This window comes from Paenibacillus sp. P5_B5 (assembly GCF_056400365.1).
Genome location: NZ_JBFULK010000030.1, coordinates 1 through 21153, shown reverse-complemented (window position 1 = coordinate 21153; position 21153 = coordinate 1). Strand labels below are relative to the sequence as shown.

General features: G+C 42.1%; 23 protein-coding genes and 1 pseudogene. 13 read left to right on the top strand and 11 right to left on the bottom strand.

The genetic code is table 11. The features are described 5' to 3' along the window. From AC1DOK_RS23745 to AC1DOK_RS23735, 3 genes and pseudogenes are all read left to right on the top strand, one after another. Nucleotides 1-369 (top strand): hypothetical protein (locus AC1DOK_RS23745; protein WP_477556766.1); only part of this gene is annotated, 369 nt, incomplete at its 5' end. Nucleotides 370-581: 212 nt separating this feature from the next. Further along, entirely contained in the window at nt 582-782 is a 201-nt protein-coding gene (locus AC1DOK_RS23740) for a hypothetical protein (RefSeq protein WP_477556765.1), read from the top strand. Between the two features lie 200 nt (nt 783-982). Further along, a pseudogene (locus AC1DOK_RS23735) lies at nt 983-1205 on the top strand (ATP-binding protein). A gap of 119 nt (nt 1206-1324) precedes the next feature. Here the strand turns inward: AC1DOK_RS23735 and AC1DOK_RS23730 are convergent. Together AC1DOK_RS23730 and AC1DOK_RS23725 are read right to left on the bottom strand one after the other, a co-directional pair. Continuing rightward, nucleotides 1325-1888: a GNAT family N-acetyltransferase gene (locus AC1DOK_RS23730; protein WP_477556764.1), complete on the bottom strand. Its 564-nt coding sequence runs from the start codon at nt 1886-1888 to the stop codon at nt 1325-1327. Between the two features lie 54 nt (nt 1889-1942). Continuing rightward, on the bottom strand, nt 1943-2521 hold the full coding sequence (locus AC1DOK_RS23725) for a TetR/AcrR family transcriptional regulator (RefSeq protein ID WP_477556763.1): 579 nt from the start codon (nt 2519-2521) through the stop codon (nt 1943-1945). 141 nt (nt 2522-2662) lie between these two features. Here AC1DOK_RS23725 and AC1DOK_RS23720 point away from each other — a divergent pair, with 141 nt between their 5' ends. Both AC1DOK_RS23720 and AC1DOK_RS23715 read left to right on the top strand, forming a co-directional pair. Then, nucleotides 2663-3010, top strand: a complete 348-nt coding sequence (locus tag AC1DOK_RS23720; protein ID WP_477556762.1) for a hypothetical protein — start codon at nt 2663-2665, stop codon at nt 3008-3010. Nucleotides 3011-3176: 166 nt separating this feature from the next. Further along, nucleotides 3177-3803, top strand: a complete 627-nt coding sequence (locus AC1DOK_RS23715; protein ID WP_477556761.1) for a hypothetical protein — start codon at nt 3177-3179, stop codon at nt 3801-3803. Between the two features lie 317 nt (nt 3804-4120). On the opposite strand, the gene yidC is transcribed toward AC1DOK_RS23715, so the two are convergent. Further along, entirely contained in the window at nt 4121-5029 is a 909-nt protein-coding gene (yidC, locus tag AC1DOK_RS23710; protein ID WP_477556760.1) for a membrane protein insertase YidC, read from the bottom strand. 571 nt (nt 5030-5600) lie between these two features. Between yidC and AC1DOK_RS23705 the strand changes: the two genes are divergently transcribed. Genes AC1DOK_RS23705 through AC1DOK_RS23690 form a run of 4 tightly spaced genes read left to right on the top strand, consistent with a single transcriptional unit; the run spans nt 5601 to nt 9460 of the window. Further along, entirely contained in the window at nt 5601-6707 is a 1107-nt protein-coding gene (locus AC1DOK_RS23705; RefSeq protein ID WP_477556759.1) for a tyrosine-type recombinase/integrase, read from the top strand. A 20-nt stretch (nt 6708-6727) separates the two neighbouring features. Next, the gene (locus AC1DOK_RS23700) at nt 6728-8845 is read left to right on the top strand and encodes a tyrosine-type recombinase/integrase (protein ID WP_477556758.1); all 2118 of its coding nucleotides are present in this window, start codon (nt 6728-6730) and stop codon (nt 8843-8845) included. After that, entirely contained in the window at nt 8838-9218 is a 381-nt protein-coding gene (locus AC1DOK_RS23695) for a DUF6262 family protein (protein WP_477556757.1), read from the top strand. Before AC1DOK_RS23700 ends, AC1DOK_RS23695 begins: the two co-directional genes overlap by 8 nt. Before the next feature lie 26 nt (nt 9219-9244). Further along, entirely contained in the window at nt 9245-9460 is a 216-nt protein-coding gene (locus tag AC1DOK_RS23690) for a hypothetical protein (protein WP_477556756.1), read from the top strand. Between the two features lie 176 nt (nt 9461-9636). Here the strand turns inward: AC1DOK_RS23690 and AC1DOK_RS23685 are convergent, their stop codons facing one another. The 4 genes from AC1DOK_RS23685 to AC1DOK_RS23670 all read right to left on the bottom strand — a co-directional run bounded on the left by AC1DOK_RS23685 (nt 9637) and on the right by AC1DOK_RS23670 (nt 13429). Then, nucleotides 9637-10491, bottom strand: coding sequence for a GNAT family N-acetyltransferase (locus AC1DOK_RS23685; protein ID WP_477556755.1), 855 nt, complete (start codon nt 10489-10491; stop codon nt 9637-9639). Between the two features lie 104 nt (nt 10492-10595). Beyond that, the gene (locus AC1DOK_RS23680) at nt 10596-11546 is read right to left on the bottom strand and encodes a hypothetical protein (RefSeq protein ID WP_477556754.1); all 951 of its coding nucleotides are present in this window, start codon (nt 11544-11546) and stop codon (nt 10596-10598) included. A 17-nt stretch (nt 11547-11563) separates the two neighbouring features. Next, the gene (locus AC1DOK_RS23675; protein ID WP_477556753.1) at nt 11564-12523 is read right to left on the bottom strand and encodes a hypothetical protein; all 960 of its coding nucleotides are present in this window, start codon (nt 12521-12523) and stop codon (nt 11564-11566) included. 3 nt (nt 12524-12526) lie between these two features. Next, nucleotides 12527-13429, bottom strand: coding sequence for a helix-turn-helix transcriptional regulator (locus AC1DOK_RS23670; protein ID WP_477556752.1), 903 nt, complete (start codon nt 13427-13429; stop codon nt 12527-12529). Nucleotides 13430-14057: 628 nt separating this feature from the next. On the opposite strand from AC1DOK_RS23670, the gene AC1DOK_RS23665 reads away from it, so the two are divergent. The 3 genes from AC1DOK_RS23665 (at nt 14058) to AC1DOK_RS23655 (ending at nt 16342) form a co-directional block, all read left to right on the top strand. Then, nucleotides 14058-14288, top strand: coding sequence for a hypothetical protein (locus tag AC1DOK_RS23665; RefSeq protein WP_477556751.1), 231 nt, complete (start codon nt 14058-14060; stop codon nt 14286-14288). A gap of 283 nt (nt 14289-14571) precedes the next feature. Beyond that, nucleotides 14572-15465 (top strand): AraC family transcriptional regulator, encoded by an 894-nt coding sequence (locus tag AC1DOK_RS23660; protein WP_477556750.1) that lies wholly within the window; start codon nt 14572-14574, stop codon nt 15463-15465. A gap of 292 nt (nt 15466-15757) precedes the next feature. Then, complete coding sequence (locus AC1DOK_RS23655; RefSeq protein WP_477556749.1) at nt 15758-16342, top strand: hypothetical protein; 585 nt, start codon at nt 15758-15760, stop codon at nt 16340-16342. Between the two features lie 279 nt (nt 16343-16621). Here AC1DOK_RS23655 and AC1DOK_RS23650 read toward each other — a convergent pair whose 3' ends face one another. The 4 genes from AC1DOK_RS23650 to AC1DOK_RS23635 form a co-directional block, all read right to left on the bottom strand. Further along, nucleotides 16622-17788 carry a DUF4179 domain-containing protein gene (locus AC1DOK_RS23650; protein WP_477556748.1) on the bottom strand — a complete coding sequence of 389 codons (1167 nt, stop codon included), beginning with the start codon at nt 17786-17788 and terminating at the stop codon, nt 16622-16624. Then, nucleotides 17778-18311 carry an RNA polymerase sigma factor gene (locus AC1DOK_RS23645; RefSeq protein WP_477556747.1) on the bottom strand — a complete coding sequence of 178 codons (534 nt, stop codon included), beginning with the start codon at nt 18309-18311 and terminating at the stop codon, nt 17778-17780. The genes AC1DOK_RS23650 and AC1DOK_RS23645 overlap by 11 nt, the downstream gene beginning before the upstream one ends. A 155-nt stretch (nt 18312-18466) precedes the next feature. Continuing rightward, nucleotides 18467-19255: an IS3 family transposase gene (locus AC1DOK_RS23640; RefSeq protein ID WP_477556746.1), complete on the bottom strand. Its 789-nt coding sequence runs from the start codon at nt 19253-19255 to the stop codon at nt 18467-18469. A 2-nt stretch (nt 19256-19257) separates the two neighbouring features. Continuing rightward, nucleotides 19258-19449, bottom strand: a complete 192-nt coding sequence (locus tag AC1DOK_RS23635) for a hypothetical protein (protein WP_477556745.1) — start codon at nt 19447-19449, stop codon at nt 19258-19260. 910 nt (nt 19450-20359) lie between these two features. Between AC1DOK_RS23635 and AC1DOK_RS23630 the strand changes: the two genes are divergently transcribed. After that, a complete protein-coding gene (locus AC1DOK_RS23630; RefSeq protein WP_477556744.1) occupies nt 20360-20788 on the top strand; it encodes an SRPBCC family protein in 429 nt (142 codons plus the stop codon). Nucleotides 20789-21153 lie beyond the last annotated feature (365 nt).

The window sequence follows — 21153 nt, the reverse complement described above, 5'->3', positions numbered from 1 at the left end:
AAAATGAGGTGTTTTAATTTGTTGCTTCGCGATGGGATTTCTGGATTTTATAACTCGGAAATCGATGAATCATTGGTAGACATTAGCCATTTTAAAAAGCAATGCTATGCTTTAGCAAATCACGTTGGTGGAAAACTGGTCACTGTTTCTGACTTACAGGCAACCAATTTTTACTGTGCCGATTTACAAATTAACGAAAAAGAGATTCACATCTTATTAAATGGCATTTACCCATTAATCGCTATTGCTTCAAGAGTTGAACACATGAATATTATATTCATAGACGACCAGACACTCTCTAATGGAATTAAAGCTTATAGCACTGAATATCGAGTTTTACAGTTAAGAGAACTTAGTGAATACAGCTAGATGAGCGTAAGAATAGGCTGAGAAATGAGAACACACTCAATGAACATGAACTAAAACAAATTTTTTATTGGATGCCTAAAACAGTTGGTGAGGTAATCTATAACCATTGGGATTAGACCTGCCATTATCATTCAACTAACAGGAAACGATAACGTAAGAAAAGTTGGAAATTTATTAATTAAGAAACTGGTCCTACACAAGGAGTGCAATCAATGAAGCTTTTCACGAAGGAAGTAAAGAAAATCGTAATTGATGAGTGCTTATTTCATTGCATAATTGACCAAACGCCTTCAAATGATTCAAGGTTAATTAAGTATGCAATAGAACATGGATGGGATTTTCGCAATGAGAAGAAAACGGCGAAAATCGAACAAGGTGATTTTCTTATAGATAAATTAGGATTAAGTGTATGACTTCGAATTTCATTGAACTAACGGGACACGATAGTTCATGACAAGGCTGCCAGTTCGATTGGCAGTCTTGCTGCGCTAACGGGCAGGATAGTTGAAGATCAAACGCGGTGAACCGTATCATAAGTAGAGCGAAATTTTCGGTATTAGCTGCTTTACCGAGTACAGAGCTTGTGATCCTGGACGAATGGGGATATCTGCCGATGGACCGGGAGGAAGCGCAACTGCTGTTTCAGGTGATCGCAGCCAGCTACGAACGCCGCAGTCTGGTCCTGACCACGAATCTGGAATTCTCCAAATGGGCTCGATTTTACCGATGACCAGATGGCTGCCGCGATGATTGACCGACTCGCCCACCATGGACAATTGATTGTCTTTGAAGGAGAGAGCTACCGCCTGAAGCATATCCTGATGCGCCAAAAGTGACTGTAGCAACTGGAAATTCCACCTAACAAAACACAGGCCACCCCATAAGCCATGAAATGGCTGCCTGGGACGGCCTGTTTGAGTTTAACTAAAGTTTTTACTTGAAGGGATGAAACCTGCTATATTTCGTATCCGTGTTCTTTTAAATACAACTCACCAGCTTCGCATAGCTCCTCAAGCTCTCGAATGCCCATATATCTATTGTTCCAGGGCGTTACCTTTTCTTCCGTTAGTGAATAGGAGTAGACCAAAGCAGTCCGTTCAAATGTCTCATCATCCGGATTTTCATACCGCTCGCATAGGTCCATAACAGAATCGTACAACGCCAATGCACTCGCATTGTACTTTTCGGATGTATATAGTCTTAAATATTTGAATTGTTTCAGTGATGTAGCTCTTTCGATGGATTCAAGTAGAATTTTTCTTCCAAAGCCTTTGCTCCGCCATTTAGGCAAAACACCGTACCAACTGAGCCAAACGGAATCTCTGTCAGCTTCTACAGTATAAATGCCCGAAATCCCTATGGCAGTTTCATTCTCGTACACAATCCAATAAGCATAGCCCGGATCATTGTTATCAATAGAATTTTTGATGTGCAGAATATCAGGCGAATCCGAAAAAATTTCCTTTTGAATGGTATAGGCCAGTTTTAAATTCTGTTGAGTAACTTCTATAAAATGCATGATTGTAGCACCTCGATTAATTTCATTATAGCGTTGAAAATATTTGCTCTCTTATTACTTGGAAATTCCTCGCCAAAAGACTGTCCAAGCCGACTCCAGCTTCTCGCTAATTCGCTCTGGACTTGAATCATAGAGTAACTCCAGCATCAAGGCATCAACAATCCCAGTAAATGCACTAGCCGGAATAGAGGGTTGTTCCTTATAGATCTCTTCTTTCTTCATCCACTCAGCGAACTTCGCTTCAAGCATCTCCATGACCTGGTCTTCAATGGCAAAGACTTCATTTACTATCACATGATAAAGATGTTCGGGCGGAAAGAAGGAGATACGCAGCCAGAATTTCATCCGCTCGTCTAACTGAAATAGATCTTTAACCATCACTAGATATGCATATAATGATTTCTCCGGCGAATCATTTTTATGATTATTAAAGAACGTAAGCTTTGTGTGCAACTCAACCTCACCGGCATCGCGTAGAACCTGAAGAAATAAATCATCTTTGCCTTTGAAGTGGGAGTATAAGGATTGCTTCTTCAATCCAACTTCTTCGGCTATTTTCGAAAGAGAAGCCCCTTCATATCCGTGAATGGTAAAGTATTTCAGTGCTGCCCGTTTAATCTCATCACTTTTCATTGAATACCACTCCTAAAATACTTACGAACGTTCGTAAGTAATTGTAGCAGATCAAAGAACATAAATCCATATAATTGAACAGAAAATAACATGTATAAAGCCCTATAGCCCTCAACTGAATCCAGTCGAAGGATTATGGCTGTGGGGCTGTGGATGTGGCTCAAAGCAGATGTGGTCATGGGTTTACCTTACGAAGAATTTGAAATGGGCGGTAAGTATAAAGTAATGCCAAAACAAATGAGAGTTGCATGTGCCATTTCCGTATTAATTCAGTTGGTTGCAATCATCTTTATACTACAAGCAGGGAATGTAATCTCGATAGATGCTTTAGATACGAGTGCAAAAGGAGTATGTTACTTTTTTGCATTTTATTTAATAGTGAATACCTTTATGAACGCTTTGTCCAAAAGTAAAAAGGAAAAGCTTGTTATGACACCATTAGCTTTACTCACAGCGATTTGTTTTCTAATTACTGGGATGAATGGTTAGATAATTTGTTGGATGTTAAGCTAACGGGACACGATAATTCAATAGCACACATTGTTGAGCAGACGCTACAGTGCCTGCTCTTTTTTTAACTATCGGGCAGATTTGCTTAGCAATTTTCACCCCGTGGTATGGTATTTTATGGTACATTATCTTTGGAGGTGATGTGTTGAAAGGTTATCAACCCATTTCATCATTGGCTATACTTTTTTTATTTCTGGTTGTCTCTGGTTGTAGTAATGCAACAATTGGTGGGGAAAAAATAGCCTACATTTCAGCAACTGAAAATTCCCAATACGTAAAGACATTTAACGACTTACACCTCGGAATTTTATACGATTACAATTTGAAATTACCGGAAGCTGATAAAAGTTGGGTAACTCTTTGGGTAGAGGGTTATAAAAATGGAGAAAAAACCGTTCCTTTCCGTTTGACAGAACTTTCATATGGCTTAAATCCTAATCAAGTTGATGAAGGTCCAATGGGATTTGGCATTATCAATCCCCAACACGAAAATGCTTCGTTCTTCTTGTATTCATCGGGGGTATCTATTCCCCCTCTTGAAGTAGAAAACATCTTAAATTCAGAAGGAGTAGGGGCAAGCTACTGGGGCATTGCAATCGGTCAAGAGGAAGTGGGCTTAGAATCAGGAGAAACGAAAGTGTTGGGAGTTTACCGTCAGGCAGGAAATTCAATAAGAACTTACGACTATCAAGATATGAATCAAATAACACAGATGATAAATGAGGATATAACTGTACTCTTGCTTAAGATTAAAGTGGAGAGAAAGGATTAATTTCTGACTGTTACGCTAACGGGACACGATAGTTTAATAAAAGAGTAGCACTATTGGGGCATGGTAGAGGGTGTCATGGGAAAATATAGTATTAGACTATGGTTATTGATCCTACGCGATTTTTGAATAGCAAAATCGGTAATAAAATAAGTTTTAGACTGACCCCATAAAAGAGGTAGCTGCAGTCTAGGACGTGAAAATAAAGTCCTAGACTGCAGCTGCTTTATTATTCTATCGTTTCCGGTTAGGAGCTTAACAAGCCGACGAAATTCAACTTCTCGGATTACGTCGGTGAACGAGAAGCGACGTCTACTCGGCTAGGTAGGTTTTATTTGCTGCATTGGCTTCGCGTACATTTTATTGAGTATAATCGTTTGCACGATAATGAATATGCCGCCAACCGCCCAATATAATGGCAACGCAGCGGGCATCGCAAAAGAAAACACACCCATCATGATCGGGGACAACAATCCGATGAAAGCCATTTGATTGTTTTGATTTTGCTGATACTGCGCTGAAACGGATTGCGACACGCGAAACTGAACGTAATAAACCGCAGCGGCAATAAGCGGCAAAATCATATCCGTTTTCCCCAAGCTAAACCACAGAAAATTGTGAGCTGCGATCTCTGGGGTGCGACGAATGGCGTAGTAAAATGCGAGGGTGATCGGCCATTGGAGAAGCATCGGCAAACACCCCATGCTTAAGGGATTGAATTGATGCTTCTGGTAGAGCTGCATCATCTCGATTTGCTGTTTCTTTTTTGCATCTGCGCTGATGTCGTTCTTATACTTATCCTTTAGTGCGTTTAACTCCGGCTGAAGGACGACCATCTTTTCTTTTATGGCCATTTGCTTTTTGGTTTGATTCATCATGAGCGGCATGATCGCAAGTCTGATGATGAATGTCATCAGCACGATCGATAATCCGTAGTTTCCGTGAAACGCATTCGCGAAAAATTTGATTAGGAACGAGAACGGATAAATAAAGTAGTGGTTAAATATCCCTTGCGAATCGGCATTAATCGGGTTTGATGGGGATGCTGTTGAGCATCCGCTAAGTATAATGATCGGAATAACCCCAATCAATATGACGAGAATGGGCTTGACCCATTTTTGGAGCATCAAAATCTTTTTCACTGTTATCCTCCCTAATTGAATGTATTGAATATCAATGTGGGGAAGGACAATTGGCATCTTCATCAGATTCTTTTCGTCTGGCGACACGTACTATCCACCGTTGGATACTGTTGGGCTGCGGCAGCCTGATAGCCACAAACATAGTTGAACCGGTTGCAGCAATTTCATGACCCCAGCGTATTTCTTGCAAAGAAAAATTGGTGAATGGAAGAAACACTATGGAAGAGATGAGAGTGATCGATAATCCCAATTGAACCAAGTCAAAAAAATGTTCCAGTCAAGTTCACCTCCGTATGAGCCATATTGGAAATATTCAGATAATTATTATACGTTGGAAAAATTATGTAGTTGCACTATCCTACCCGTTAGCTTAATGCCGTCCCCAGTCTACAACTTTATTTTCATGGTCTAACACTTTATTTTTCATTAATTATACTATAATAATTAGAGGATAATATGTTCAATATGAGAGCATACATCCTCTATTTTTATATATGATAGATTTGTTATTTAGGTTTTGAAAAAATCGTCTACTATGTATATAATGTGAAAATTAATAGAACATTTGTTTTGAATTGCGGAGGACGTAGCCCATAGCGGGAGGCGTAGCGAGGTTTAAACCGAGCGTAATCATTTATGTTTTGGATGGTGAAATTCTATGAAAGTACAAGAAGTTGTTTTAGAAGAAAACATCAAACGATATATGTTGGTAGATGGAGACGGTTTACCTGTGATCCCTGTATTAAAATACCTTAAATACCTAGATCAAACGGGAAAAAGCAGAAATACACAGAAAACATATTGTTATGCATTAAAGCAGTATTTTGTTTACTTACATGACACAGATAAAGATTATAAGCACATTCGATTTGAAGATTTGGTAGAGTTTGTTGGTTGGTTACAAAATCCTTTTGGAAGTATTAAAGTAACCCCCTTAAAACCGATAAAGGTAAAAAAGACAGAGAAGACCATTAACCTAACAATTACGGCGATTACAAACTTCTATGATTACTTGTATCGAAATGAAGTGCTTTCTCATGATATGTCTGAGAGCTTAATGCGACAAGTATGGGGAAGATCGCAATATAAGAGTTTCCTACATCATGTTAATAAGGATAAGCCGTCGGTACGGAACTTATTAAAGATCAAAGAGCCCCGCAAAAAGGTTGAAACGCTTTCGAAAGAACAAGTGAAGCAAGTTCTGAATGCAACGACAAACATCAGAGATCGGTTTCTCATTCAAGTGTTATTTGAAACAGGTTTGCGTATTGGCGAAGTCCTCTCACTCTATTTGGTGGATTTTAAGTTCGATCATAGGGGACATCGTATTGTATTAACAAATCGAGGAGAATTAGAAAACGGTGCCAAGCTCAAAACGGGTGAACGGGGAATTTTTATTTCCCAGGCATTGATGGACTTATTTGACGACTATTTATATGAAGTCCTTGATGAGTTGGATTTTCGTTCGAACTTTGTCTTTGTGAAGCTTCGAGGTGAAAATGTAGGGAAACCAATGACCTCCATCGATGTTGAATCCTTGTTTAAACGGTTGCGGCAGAAGACAGGAATAAATAAACTTCATCCCCACCTATTTCGCCATACACATGCAACGATGTTCTATAAGGAAACGAAAGATATTAAGCAGGTGCAAGAACGACTAGGGCATTCACAAATCCAAACAACGATGAATTTATACCTACATCCTTCAGAAGAAGACATCCGTAAAGATTGGGAGAAAGCACAGCCAGTATTTCAGCTGAATTAAAGAAGCTAAGGTGATTGAAGATGAAAAAGACAAAGACGGTTATACATCCTTACAGAGCCGAGTTAAGATTTCATGAGCGATTAGAGCAAGAACTCTCTAGTTATCCTGAAAAGACCATCCATACTGATGGGTCAGTAGTTATAGAAGATGTAAATAATCCGTACTTCTTGGTCAATGATAAATGGAATATTGATTTTATTGGTGAAATAAAACAGTTTAAACAGATAGCGGAGAATTATAAGCACTCAACAAAAAATATCCATTTTCGAATTAATAGCTTTACGGTTAATTTAGAAGCAAAATACTTGTGGTACCACGAGCTGTTTTATGCTGAGAAGGCTCTCATCACTATTTTTGTGGGACAATGCTGGAGCGTATTCACAAAATTCCTAAATGAAAAATACCCTACTCTGTTTTCCCTACTTGACTTAGACATTGATAAAGCAGAGCGTGAATGGCTATTCTGGTTGCATGAACAAAACTTTAAGACGCACGAGATTCAGAAACATGCATTTCGTGCCGAAGTCACACGAAAAACACATTTAGCCGGCTATATACGGTTGTTCTTATCAAAGTTATTGCAATTAACAGATACTCGTGAAGAATGGGAAAAAGATCGTTGGGATATAAGGATACTGCATAATAAATATGGTATTCATTATAACAAGAGTAATTCTGCCCACTATCTCGATTTCACGAAAATCGGAAATTTAAATATGCGTCGGCAGATTAAAAAGTACCTTAAACTACGTTTACTGAGTAAACAAAATTTTACTTGGGCTTCTGCAATAATTTATATGAGTTTTTTACCGAACTTTCTTGTTTGTGTAACTTCAATGGAACCAAAGTGGAATGATCTAAAAGGTTTAAAACGCAGTCACATTGAGAGATACATTCAATGGTTGCATGAGTATGCCCAAGAGAATATAAAACATAAAAATGCACATCCAGAACGTTATATTAACAAAGCGCTTTTAGTTTCTGGCAAGTTTCTTGAGGATCTTCACCGTTATGAATATGACATCGCTCCTGAAACTCCTATACAAAAGCTTATTTACCCAGAGGATAAACCCAAACTTCGAAAAAAGTCTATTGATCAGATTGATTACATTCCTGACTATGTACTGGAACAATTATTTACTCACATTAATGATTTACACAAAGAGGTCATTCCTGTTGTGTGGATTGGCTTTAAAACAGGGCTGCGTATTTCCGATGTTTTAGGCTTAACTTTAGACTGCTTGGTGAAGCTGAACGGAAAATACTCCATCGTAACCGATATTGAGAAAACCTATGTCCAAGGACACCGAATTCCCATTGATGAAGAGTTGGCGGATATTCTTGCAGTCCTCATTCAACAATCTAAAGAACAAAGCAATCATGATAATAATCCTGAAGGATTCATTTTCATTCGTTATCGTGGTACTCGTAAAGGGCAACCATTCTCCCAACATTGGGTTCGAGCAAAACTAAATGAACTGGCAATTAAAAAGAATATTACCGATGAGAATGGAAATGTGTTTTACTTTAAAACCCACCAGTTTAGACATACTTATGCCGTCAAAATGTTAAATGGCGGAGCGGATATTCTTACCGTGCAAGAGTTGTTAGCTCATGCTTCTCCTGAAATGACCCTACGCTATGCAAAGCTTTTAGATGATACGAAAAGAAAAGCTTTTGAAGCTGTTATTAATCAAGGTGTGTTTAGCTTCGATCTTAACGGTGATGTGCAAGAAATTAAAGCAGGAGAAGACATTCCTGAGGAGATCCTTCAAGCGTTATGGCAAGACCACAAGCTGAATGCGATGGATAATCCTTACGGAACATGCCACGCTCGCTTGAAAGGAGACTGTCCTCACATGGAAGCACCACCTTGCTTGACATGCAACGGAGGAAGCCCGTGTAAGGATTTAGCCATTGGCTTCTCTGAATTGGATGTACAGAAATATGAATTGCATATTAAAACTACCTCGAGAGCAATAGAGATAGCAAAACAACGTGGTCGTGAGGATATGGCTGAAAAACATGAGAAAAACTTACTTCGGTACCACGGCATTTTAAATAACCTTCAAGAAGGTAATATCATTTTCGGTAGGCAAGATCGTATAAAAAGAAAGGTGGGTGCTGGAAATGGCTAATTACGACCGAACAGCCCATCTGAAGAGCATTCATGAAAAGCGGAAGACGAATACCTTGGAAAAAGTAGACCAGGCGATTAAACGCCTTATAAAAGCCAACAAGGGCATCAATTTTAATAGCGTGTCAGAAGAGTCGGGCGTCTCAAAGGCAAGTTTATATAACCATATAGATATCCGTGAGCGTATTGAATCCTTACGCCATCAACAATCCAAAGCACTAACCCCAAAACAGATAAAACGTGAGATGAATGATGCTAATAAGGATGTACTCATCGAAGCACTAAAACGTAAAATAAAGGAATTGGAAAAAGAAAACAAAGAATTACGAGAGCAAATGAAAAAGGCTTATGCTCAGGTATACACAAAATTTTAGAGCATTTTTTTTGGACGCGCCAGAGATTGAGCTCTTCAAGTACCGGCGATCATAGGGCGAGGAAAGGAGTATATAAGCTGGAAATAAAAGATGATGTTGGGCAATTACGAGACGGTATCGATGAAATGGAAGCAACCATTGAGCGTCTTCGATCAGTGATACAGGGACTTAAAGAGCAACGGGACGCACTTGAGCAGGGGAATCTGGTACTTTATCAGAAACTCACTCAGCCTGATTTTTGACGTGTTCCCCGAAGTGAATAATTAGACTGATTCACACAGAGACACAGCGGCACACTTAGACTAGAAGATATAGTCTTAGTTGCCGCTGTAATATTGTAACTATCGTTTCTCATTAACGGACATGGCTGCCAAATGGCAATCTTATAGTCCACTTCTTTAGACATAAGTTCTTTTTTCTAAACATCCAATGCCTTGAGTTCTAATCTTACAGGAAAGGTATACCCCATTGACTCTACCAACTTCATAGCTTCCTCATCCTGTTCATTAACCAGCGAATAAACTTCGTTTCGACCATTCTTAATGTGATACTCAAAACCCTTCGTTATGAGAAACTCACCCAACCCTTTATTACGCCAACGAGGAATTACGAATAATCTTTCAACTGCACCAGTTTGCCAACACATAACGCTGCCAACAAGTTCATCGCCTTCAAATGCAGAAATGGTATGTAACTCTGGACCACCCATCATCCATTCCAACATATTTACACTTCTGTATACAACGCCTTGATAAAATTGATTTTCTAACTCGGTGTATTTGATTCTTTCTTCTTTGGATTCCATTGGGTAGTATTTGACATTAACTCCAACTGGCGTTCTGACTTCAGGTATGGGGTTTTCAAGTGAACGCTTTGCTATATAATATGTTTGATACGGGTTAAAGTCCTTCTCTTCGTAAAACTCTCTGTCGCCATAAAAGTCTTTCCACGCAACTACCTTAGTTTTCTTGTTTGGATTACGCAGCTTTTGACAGGTATCTATGAATGTAGGGTATAGAGCCATTCTCACTTCATCCATACGGCTTGAAGCTAATTCATTAGTGGGCATTTCGATTTCGAATACATCATGATCATCAGCTATTCCATGTCTTAAGAATCCAACACAAATTAAATTACCGTCCTCGTTAAATACACAACTCATCCTCTGATGATCGAAATCTTTATTGTACTTAAAAAGTATCCATGCTTTGTGACTTAAATTTTTAACTGAATCCTCTAATTCAATGCAATATGGACGAACTTGTAATGACATCCTAATGTCCTCCCTGAAAGTTGTTTTTTCAATCGTAAGCAAATCGCAGCAACGGCACGGATTCGGTCTACGATCCCCCCGACCGCCACCCGACCAAATTACAACTAACGCAAACCTACGTCATGACGGCGGTTCGCAGCCGTCTCACGCACGAGCTTCTTAAGCACATGGATCGCCCGTTCCTCGACGCGCTTCGCTTCTCGGAACATTTCGACCCGTTCGGCGCCCTTGACCCCAGCCGTGAAAACCCGTTTGAACAGACCAGCAAGTACGCGGTATTGTTCCGCCGCCTCGCAGACCTCCGGCCAAACTGATCCGACAGTTTCCGTATAAATGGCAATGTCCCGTTTCGTCGCTGCATAAGATGTGAACAGAGACCGCGCTCCGTCCGCATCATACTCACCGTCTTCCAGCGCCGAAATGATCATTTCGTAAGCCGCTTGCCCGCAACCGTATTCATTTTTTGACAACATGATGTCATGCGTCTCCCACTTGAAAATCGCCTGGACGAACGACTCCTTGAACACTGCGAGCGGATCCATCGGGATTCGGTCATCCAATGTTTGGTAGTACCAGTAAGGCGTACCGTTCCGGCCAAATTTGTCATATGGCAACGTCTTGTACCCTTCAACCGAATCCGAGCCGTCCGAATAATAGAGCAATTCCCGGTCAGCGTCATATCCTGTCATGACGACGAAACCGTTATGCCAGAAAATCGCTCCCACGCCGCGATCGACAGACGCGATAATATCGGTAACAGCACGACGCCGTTGGAGCGGAAAAGTCGGCTGAAACGCGAAGCCCGCGCGCGATGACGCGGTGACCCCGATGAAATCGCAAGCAAGAAAATTTTCCGCTATCCAATTGTAAGCGGTCAGCGATTCGGCTGTCAGCCGCCGGTCGACGGTGAAACGAAATCCAGACACAGACATGCCCGCAAGCATCGGCTTTGGCATGTCGAACCAGCCTTGATGTGTCAATACGGCGTGCATCGCGTCGACATAGGACAGCGACTCCGCGTGCATATGCAAGTTTTGAAGCAAAACAACGCCCATCGAGCAACCCCCTCTCACTATCTCGGTGTCGACTTACCCCATCGCGGAACGACGGTACGCTTCGGATCGGGCAGGCGGTTCGACAGTTTGCGAAACCGGTCCATCGCCTCCTCCTCGAGCGCGACCGCCGTCTCGAACGCGCGCACGAGCGCCGGCACGTTAGCCATGTCCCACCCTTCGAACGTGTCCCCGATCTCTGCATACAACCGCGACGCTTCGACTAGCTCTGGCCACAGATGGTGGATGGCCTCCAGATAGTGCCGAATTTCATCCCGGGCATAGATGTACGATTCAATTATGTAATGCGCCCCGAACACATCGTAATCGCCTTTCTGAAGCGCCCGGATCATAAACGAATAAGCAAGCCTTCCCGATCCAATGTCCGTATTTGGAAGAGTCTTATGCGGCGTCGTCCAATCGTCCAGAGCAAGCCGAATCGATTCGAGCGCCATCGTCTCGAGCGACACATCTATTGCGTCTGCGACGGCTTCTGCATACCAGAACCCCGTGAAGTTCAGCCCTAAATTGTCATAGAGCACGATCTGGTCTTCGTCCGACATGCCGTCCTGTACGAAAAATACGCTGTCTTCGTCGTCATAACCGCGTATGACTCCGAACTCCGGAATCCAATAAATCACTCCGATGCCACGGTCGAGCGACCGTCTAGTCCAGTCAATTGCAGCCTGCTGATAAAAGCGAAATGTCGGATGGCGAGTCCGTCCGGCATCTCGATCCGACAGCAGACCGACGTTGTCCACGGCTGGTCCATGTTCATCCACCCAGTTGCCGTATGCACTGACGGAGAGCGGCAGCAGCCGTTCGTGAACCGAAAATTTGAACGCCATGCCGGTCAGTCCGGACAACATATATTTTGGTCCGGCGAATATTCCTGCCGCCGTTAGTACCGCGTGCAAGCTGTCGACGTACGACTTTGATTCCCTTCGTATCCTGAACTTGTCCAAGTAAACGCTCGACATTCTTTAATGCTCCCTTTCGATCCGGCTCAACACATCCGCGCACCTCTCGCGCAGTTTCACCCGCAACCACTTCGGACCAAGGAGTGCTTCCCACCGAGCCGTCGTCAAATGCTGCAAGAAAGTGTCCGTATCGTAAAAATAGACATCATATATAAGATGGTCATCCGAAGACAACCTTGCGGCGAATCCATTCCACGTTCCACCGCCTGGCGGCGCTTCCGCGAGCCGAAGGCGAGCCGTGAACGGCTTGCGGACGGCAGGCGCCGTCTCGTCTGGCAGTCCGCGTTCCGCCTCCGCCGGATTGAAGCAGCGCTCTGACACGTATACCGATGCAATCTGATTCAACCGGAACGTTCGTAGCTTTCCGCTCGTCTCGCAGCATGCTTCCAAATAATCCGTGTTATAGTGCGCAAACAGCCGCAACGGCCACACAACGAGATGCTCGCCGTCACAGCGAATCTCCGTCACCCGCGCTTCTCGGATCGCATTTGTGAGCCGGAGAACGTTCTCCATAAGTCGCGGATTCGCCTGAAACGAAGGTAGTTTACTGTCCAGGACCATATCCTGCCCGCCCGTAAACCGGTCCAGCAGCTGCGCAACGCGGCGGACCTGGTCTGCGTTATCGTAATCGTACTGATTGTATCGGTTTACAAGAAAACGGAGCACGTTTTTTTCCTCTTCCGTCATGTATAAGCTCGCCAGAACGTAGGCCCTGTCCTCGTACATGTACCCGCGATGTTTCGCGACGTAGAGTAGCGGAGCGCGGAGCGTGTGCTCCATATATTCGATGTCGCGCTGGGCTTGCCGCCGCGAAATTTCGAAATGTTCCGCAAGCGCTTGGCTGTTTGGATACCTGGATTCCCGAATCCGCTGATCGAACCACTGAATCCGGTGTATGCTGCTCAACCGAGACCGTCCCCTTCCGTGTACAGTTCGTTCATCCTTCTTATGTCATTAGACCACTCCCACGGCGGTTCTGGCAACCAATATTCGTTCGGAAATATGAGTCCCCCGTCCCTTCAAGGAAGGAACGGGGGCTCGACTTACACGCGTCGCGTCGTTTAAATAATCGCTGCTTCGACTTTTGCTTGACCTACACCGTGGCATCGCTTGCAAACTTTGATTTGCTCGCCTGCCGATTTTGTCCGTACGTACAACAGTTTGATGCGCGTCGCGGCGCAAATCGGGCAAGTACCGCGTCCCCGGGATGGGAGGCTCCAGAGCACACGACCGCGTTTTGTTTTCGACATGGATAGGTACCCCTTTTCTCTTAGTGTCGTGTAACGATGTTACTTCCACAGTATATAAAAGGCGGTGCGACATATGATGTCGTATCAGTCGATCATTGTTACGTGCTAGCTTAACGATCGACATCAATTAATTCTATTTATTCTCAGCACGGAAAATAAAAGGGTTTACATATTAGTTATGTTTAATATGTAAACCCTCTGTTTTAATATATTTTTCTCAACCAAGGTCTTGATAATTTTCAGTCTAATGGTTTATTTTCTTTTAGCAGAGGGAGCGTGATGTAGTGGAAGAGATAGCTGGAATTATTGTAATTTTTATTGTTTTTATGATTCCTATGTATGGAGTATTAATATGGACTTATTTTTGTCCTGAGGATAGTTTATTATGGGGGAAACGATGGCTGTATRAAGAAGAGCCTGAAATATCTAATGCGGCAATTCGCTTTGCGAAAGTATCCTCATTGACAGCTATTGTGGTGCTGACTATTATATTTGGAGTCCTAATATTTAGATAGCATCAACATCCATTTGTACTTTTTTGATTCTCGTGATACCTCAATCTTGTTCAARTAATATCGAGGGTTGTTCCCTATAGTATGCAAAAAGCGGTTAAGCTAACGGGACACGATAGTTGCAGATCAATAAGGTGAACCGTATTATAAATAGTGGTAAAGCGGAGAGTAGTGTTGCGAATAGATTCGGTAGGAAGTTACTGACACCCTTGCACATTCGTGCATGAAAAGCTAGGTAAAATCAAATGATTTCTTCTATCCTTAGGAAGAAAGGAGGGTGGGGCATATGGATTGGCTGAAAAGAATGAACGGTGCCGTTAGCTATATTGAAGATAACCTAACGGGGGAAATTGACTTTGAAATAGCTGCAGGAATTGCGTGTTGCTCGGTTTATCACTTTCAGCGATTGTTCTCGTTTATAGTTGAAATCCCGTTATCAGAATATATTAGACGCAGACGATTAACCCTCGCGGCGTTTGACTTACAGGGCAGCAATATTAAGGTAATCGACATTGCTCTTAAATATGGCTACGACTCACCGGAAGCATTCGCCCGTGCGTTTCAAAAAACGCATGGAATCACACCCACTATGTCACGTAATCTGGGTGTTAGCCTTAAATCATATCCTCGAATATCCTTTCAAATTTCGATTAAGGGAGTTGAAGAAATGAATTACAAAATCGTTCAGAAAGAGGATTTTTCTGTCTTTGGAGTTGAAGAAATATTTTCAACTGAGAATGGTGAGAATCATAAGGCGATTCCGGGGTTATGGAAAAAAGCCTTTGATGAAGGAATAATTGATCAGATGATTAAAGCATCAGGTATGTATTGGGACAATTCAAGCAAAGGAATCAAACCTGTAAATGCAGTAATGTGTTATCGCAATACCGGCGGGACCACATTCCCTTACATGCTTTACGCCATCTCACCAAAAAGCGGTACGCCAGAGGGATTTGCTTCTCTTGAAATTCCAGCTGGGACATGGGCAGTCTTTACGACAGAAGAACATACGGTTGATCAAACATCCGAACATGTACAAGCATTATGGAAACGCATATACAGTGAATGGTTTCCTACTGCAAGTTATGAGCATGTTAATGGTCCTGAGTTTGAAATGTACGGTGTCTCGGAAACGGAAAATGAATTTTGTGAAATATGGATTCCCGTTCAAAAGAAATAAGTAATAAAAGATGAAACGGTGTATAACAGGGTCTCAGGGTCTATAATAGCCTTTTCGGCATAGCTAACGAATTGAGCAATCGTTATTTGATTGGAACAGGACAGTTAAACGTTCTAAGCGCTTCGTTCTTAGGACTGAACTAACGGGACACGATAGTGCAACGATAACAGGCTGCCGATATTTCAGCAGCCTGTTTGAGCTAACGGGCAGAATAGTTACAATATGTGGTAATATGTTGAGATGTGTTTGTTTAGTAAGTCACTATAAAATGAACTTGATGGAGGTACGGAGGATGAATTCTGGGCTGGAAGCACTTAATTCCTCGATTAAAAAAGAAGCAGATCAAATACTATACGGAAATGGTTTAATGAGGATTTTAGAGGGATACGGAAAAGTATCTCTAAGCGGAAGCCACTTTTTGGACTTAATGACTTGGAGAGATTTAGATTTATATTTAACCAATGAAAGAATGAACGAAGAAACCTTTTTTGAATTAGGTAAGGATATTTCGTTATGTATTAATCCTTCAAAAATGAATTATAGAAATGAGCTCATCGGGCGTACAGAACACTTGCCAAAAGGATATTATTGGGGGTGTTACACAGACATTAATTCAAATGCTTGGAAGATTGATGTTTGGGCAATTTCTCAAGAGGAATTTGATAATAAAAAGAAGGAGATTCATGATTTAAAATCTCAAATTGATGTGGTGCAAAGAATGGTTATTTTGAACTTAAAGAATAGCGTATATAACCATCCCTTATACCGCAAAAAATTCTTTAGTGTTGATATTTATAATGCGGTTATCAATGATAACGTTAATAATGATGACAACTTTAGAGAGTGGTTACTACATAACAGAGCAATCAGATTATAAAACGTCGTTGAACTAACGGGACACGATAGTTCAATAATGCAAGGGCTGCAAATTGGTAGCCCTTTGTTCAGCTAACGGGCAGTTTAGTGCAAGAAGGAATTTGGTATAGACACGCGGAAATAAATTATATAAGAAACTAATGAGATTGCGGTGGCTTGAGTTAGGCCAGACAAGGGTTAAAGTCATTTAAATAAAAAGACGAAGCCAATTATGGCTCCGTCTTTTGTAGGTTTGCATACCCTTTTAACCCTAGAGAATAAGGTTCTTTTTACAAATGAACTATTGCACCGAAAATACAGTCTCCAGCTCAGGTATGTATTCCTTGACCATATTTTTGTCTTCCCACCGTCCTGTAACCCCAGCTGGGGCTTGACCTTCGGATACGACTAAGTACGGTTTGATGGTTACGGTACGCGGTAGAGTCTTGAAGGGTTCAAAGCGAATAGTATAAGATTCGCTTAAGGGGTGATAACCGATGGGCTTCAGTTGAACGCCATGTTCATCCACAATGTCATACTGAAGAGCGATGACGCCCCCGTCAGCACCCTTGTATTTCGAAGGGATAGAAGCCAGCATTTCTTCTACGCTCTGGCCCGGTTTGGTTTTGTACTCAACGGATAACTGCGTTGTGATTGGGGTGATTTCCAGCTTGCTGTTCTGCAAGTTAATGTTATCGTGATGCTTGGTCTCCGCTGAAGTTAGAACGGTAACGGGCGTTGATCTTGTAACAGGCAGAACGAATTGGAACGGGACATTGTAACCCTTTAACGTTACATTTACAGTCAAGTCAAACTTATCAGGGAACTGGACAGTCGTCTGTGTTGTGCGCGGCTCATAATAAGTGCTGAAAACCTCAACGATTAGGCTGGAAGCAGTCTCACCGTCCATGTGTTCGTAATTCCAGAGCAGAGGTTGGCCTTTATAGAGGACCTCAAACTTATCTACCGCCCCTTTATTGGCATCGGAAGGCAGCGAATTGGGCTCCGAAGCCAGACGGTTTCCAGGAGTGGTTATGTTCATAAGAATTCGGGTCCCGTCAAATAACAACGTTGGAATATTCATAGTCACCTTGCCATGGGTCACGCTTTGGTTTACGTTTGTGATGAAATCCTCGGCTTGTTGAACACCGGGATCTGCGTTGTTTTCGCCCCATAATGAATAGATTTGTCCTAGAACCGGAATTTGCTTGAGTGCATCAGCCATTACGGGCGATACAAAGCCGGATGCAATGAGTGTAACTCCAAGGATTGCAGCGGCTGCAGTGGAACCCCCCCAGTTCTTAAAAGTCCTTGATACATTTGTCTTTCTCTGAATGGGCGAAATGGAATTATCGGTTTCCCTGATGATTTGGTAAGTCTCATTCAGCTTGGAGCGGGCAATATCAGATAACTGATCGGGAAGTAGGCTCTGGCAGTTCTTTAATTGTTCTTCTAACTTAGTGTTCACCATGTAGCAACTCCATTTCTTGATTGATTTGAGATGAATGCTTTAGCTTTTTGCGGGCGCGATGCAGCCGGGTCTTCACGGCTACCGTAGAAATTTCGAGAATGTCGGAAATTTGACTGATCGGCATGTCATGTAGATAATGAAGGAGAATGACAATCCGTAGGTTCTCCTCAAGATGTTGAACGGCATCCCATAATTCGATTTTCTCATAATCCTTGGAAGTGGAAGGTACGTCGGGAAGCTCTCCGTAAGGGAGGGCTCTTGAGCTGTTTTTGACCATTTTGTTGCATTCATTAATCAGAATCCGGAAGATCCACGTTTTGAAAAAAGCGGGCTCTCTGAGTGTATGGATGGACTTAAAGGCTTTAAGCATCGTCTCCTGCAGGGCATCTGCACAATCTTCGTCTTTGTTGACAATGGACCTTGCAGTTCTAAATAAAGGTAACTCTATCTCTTGCATCAACTGCATGAATGCTTCAGGGTCCCCAGCTTTGGCTTTGATGACAATAGGATCTATATGCAAAGGTTCACCTGCTTTCTTGACTAGAAGGTTTAGTATGTTCGTAACGTTACATATATTAGATCGGGTAGGTAGCTAGAAGGTTACATGGAAAAAAAACCACCGTATTCGGGGACTACACCCCGTTTGTAAGACAGGGATCAAAATACCTTGCAAGTTTAAGTGGCCAGTCGTCGGAAATTTACTGGCGACTGGTTATTTAGTTTCACCTGAATCCGAATTGAGTTATAGTAAATGATGTAGTCTCGAACGGTCTGTTCAACGATTGCCGTCGTTGTACACGTGAGATCTTCGAGGTAGAACGTTTCAGACTTTAGTGTGGAATGAAACGATTCGATGGGGGCATGATCAGCGGGCGTTCCTTTACGGGACATGCTCATGGTAATGCCTTTTTCCTTTATCGCTGTCTGGTAGGCCTGAGACGTATATACACTGTCCTGGTCGCTATAAAGCAGCATACTTGTCTGTATTGGAACATGATTCAGCGTATCCAAAACTAGGGATGTATCTTGCTTGTCCGCTATACAGTAAGCCACAATCGCTCCGTTGTACAGGTCCAGAATGCTGGAGAAGTACAACATCTTACCGCCAAATGGTAAATATGTAATGTCCGTGACGAGCTTTTGCAAGGGCGCTTCAGTATGAAATTGTCGCTTGAGCAGGTTTTCTGCTGGATGTACAGGTTGCCCAGTGACCTTTCGTTTTTTTGTTCTCACGCGGCACTGCAACCCCTCACGCTGCATTATCCGCTGAACTCGTTTGTGATTTATGGGCTCTTCAGCACTAAGGTGGGCATTGATTTTCCGGTACCCACATCTGAATTTATGCTGTGCGCAAAGCTGCCTTATCTTCTCCACTGTAGCCTCTGAACTCTCGGTCTCTACGGCTGCTTTCCAGCGGTAGTAGGTGGCTCTTGCAATCCCAAGCCATGCGCAGGCCTCAGACACCGTTACTTCTTCTCGAATGGACTAGATCCAGGCAATGACGACTCGTCGCCCACCTCCTTTCCAGTCCCCTGTACTTTTTTAGCAGGTTTAATTGCTGCTTTAGGAATCGGTTCTCCGCTTTTACTTTTTCCAGCTCCGTAGCGTGTTCTGGACCTATTCCGTAACTGTAATTGTTTACCCACAGGCTGCTCCAACGCAAAAACACCTTCTAAATAGATTGTTTCTCGTTGTTGAATAAACGAGGAACTATAGTTGAATGATTCACATTGATGAGCAGGTGCTTCGGTATCTTGCTCTTTTTACTAAGCTAACGGGCAGAATAATTCCAATATGTGGTATAATATTGATGGGTAATAAAGTAGTACTGATAAGGGGGAGGTATGGTGAAGTATTGGACATATATTGGTGTGTTCTCATCATTAGGAGCTATAGCACTATGGTTAGTTCTTAACTTCATTAACCCATACAATCCTGAACCAGCTAGTAATGATGTTTTAGTAAGAACGGGCATATTCCTTTTAGCCCCAGCATGTGTAGCATTAATTGGTTCAATTATTAACAAACGTATTATTATGTTCATTGCATTCTTCTGGTCGCTCCCTATAAGCCTTTATTTAGCGATGACGCCTAGTGTATTCAAGTTATTTATAGTTACTTCCTTTTGCTACCTTTTTACCGGGATATTGATGAGGAAGAATATTACTCGGGGGTTAAGATGAAGTCCGTTAAAATAATGTTATTAGGAATAAGCATGATGCTTTTTGCAGCAGTTTGGGCGCTCGACCCAGGTGCTAGTTTGGGTGGAGCAGAATTTATAATATTGTTTTTTGGTTTGATAACTTCGGTAATTGGATTCTTTTCTAGAGATGTGAAGAATTGAACCGGTTCTCAACTAACGGAGAACGATAGTTCTACGATAAACAGGCTGCCGATATTTCAGCAGCCTGTTTGAGCTATCGGGCAGCATAGTTAAACAACCTTCCCTAATGCGTTATTTCAAAAATGAGCAATCGAAAAGAAATCACATCAACCGTACCATGGTATAATATTCGTATACAGATAATTACATAAATTAAATCCTTTTAAAGAAGGGGAATGAGCAATATGGCAAATATCGAGCACTTACAGACCGTGAATGTTCCAGCTTCAACGGTATATGAAGCATTAACCACTGCAAAAGGACTTTCAGAAATATGGACAAATGAACTAATAGTCAATGATCAGATCGGTTGTATAAATGAGTTCCGATTCGGCGGCAAAGGCTTAACAAAGATGCGAGTTGATGAGCTTGTTACCGATAAAAAGATTTTGTGGCAGTGTGTTGATTCAGATCCAGAATGGATAGGTACGACAATTTCTTTTGATATGGAGGAAAAAACTGGGAAGACTTCAATCATTTTTCGTCAGATGAATTGGGAGGAAGTGACCGCATTTTATCGCGTATGTAATTATAACTGGGCTATTTTTTTGTACAGTCTTAAACAGTATTGCGAAGAAGGCGAGGGTCTTCCGTATCATAAACGGAAGTTTTAGAACCATTGAAAACACGGATGGGTGGACTAAAGTACATGATCCCGAGAACTGATTTCGGAAGTATTGGGTAAGTACGAAGAAGTTGTCACCCAAGTCTTGACAATCATTCGTTCAACTAACGGGACACGATAGCTCAATAAAGACATTTGAAGGCGGCAGTCTTCTTGTAATCGGCTGCCTTTTCTCAACTAACGGGCAGGATAGTGAAATAACAGAAATCAAGCGAAGGAGTATGGAGGAGATTCACAAAGCTTCAGCCTAAACGGACGGCGCAGGTTGTAGTTATATTACGATTGTGATAAACTGTACGTAAATTTGATGACGGGAGTTGAACGAATACATGTAGAACTTTCTTGCTGCGAGAT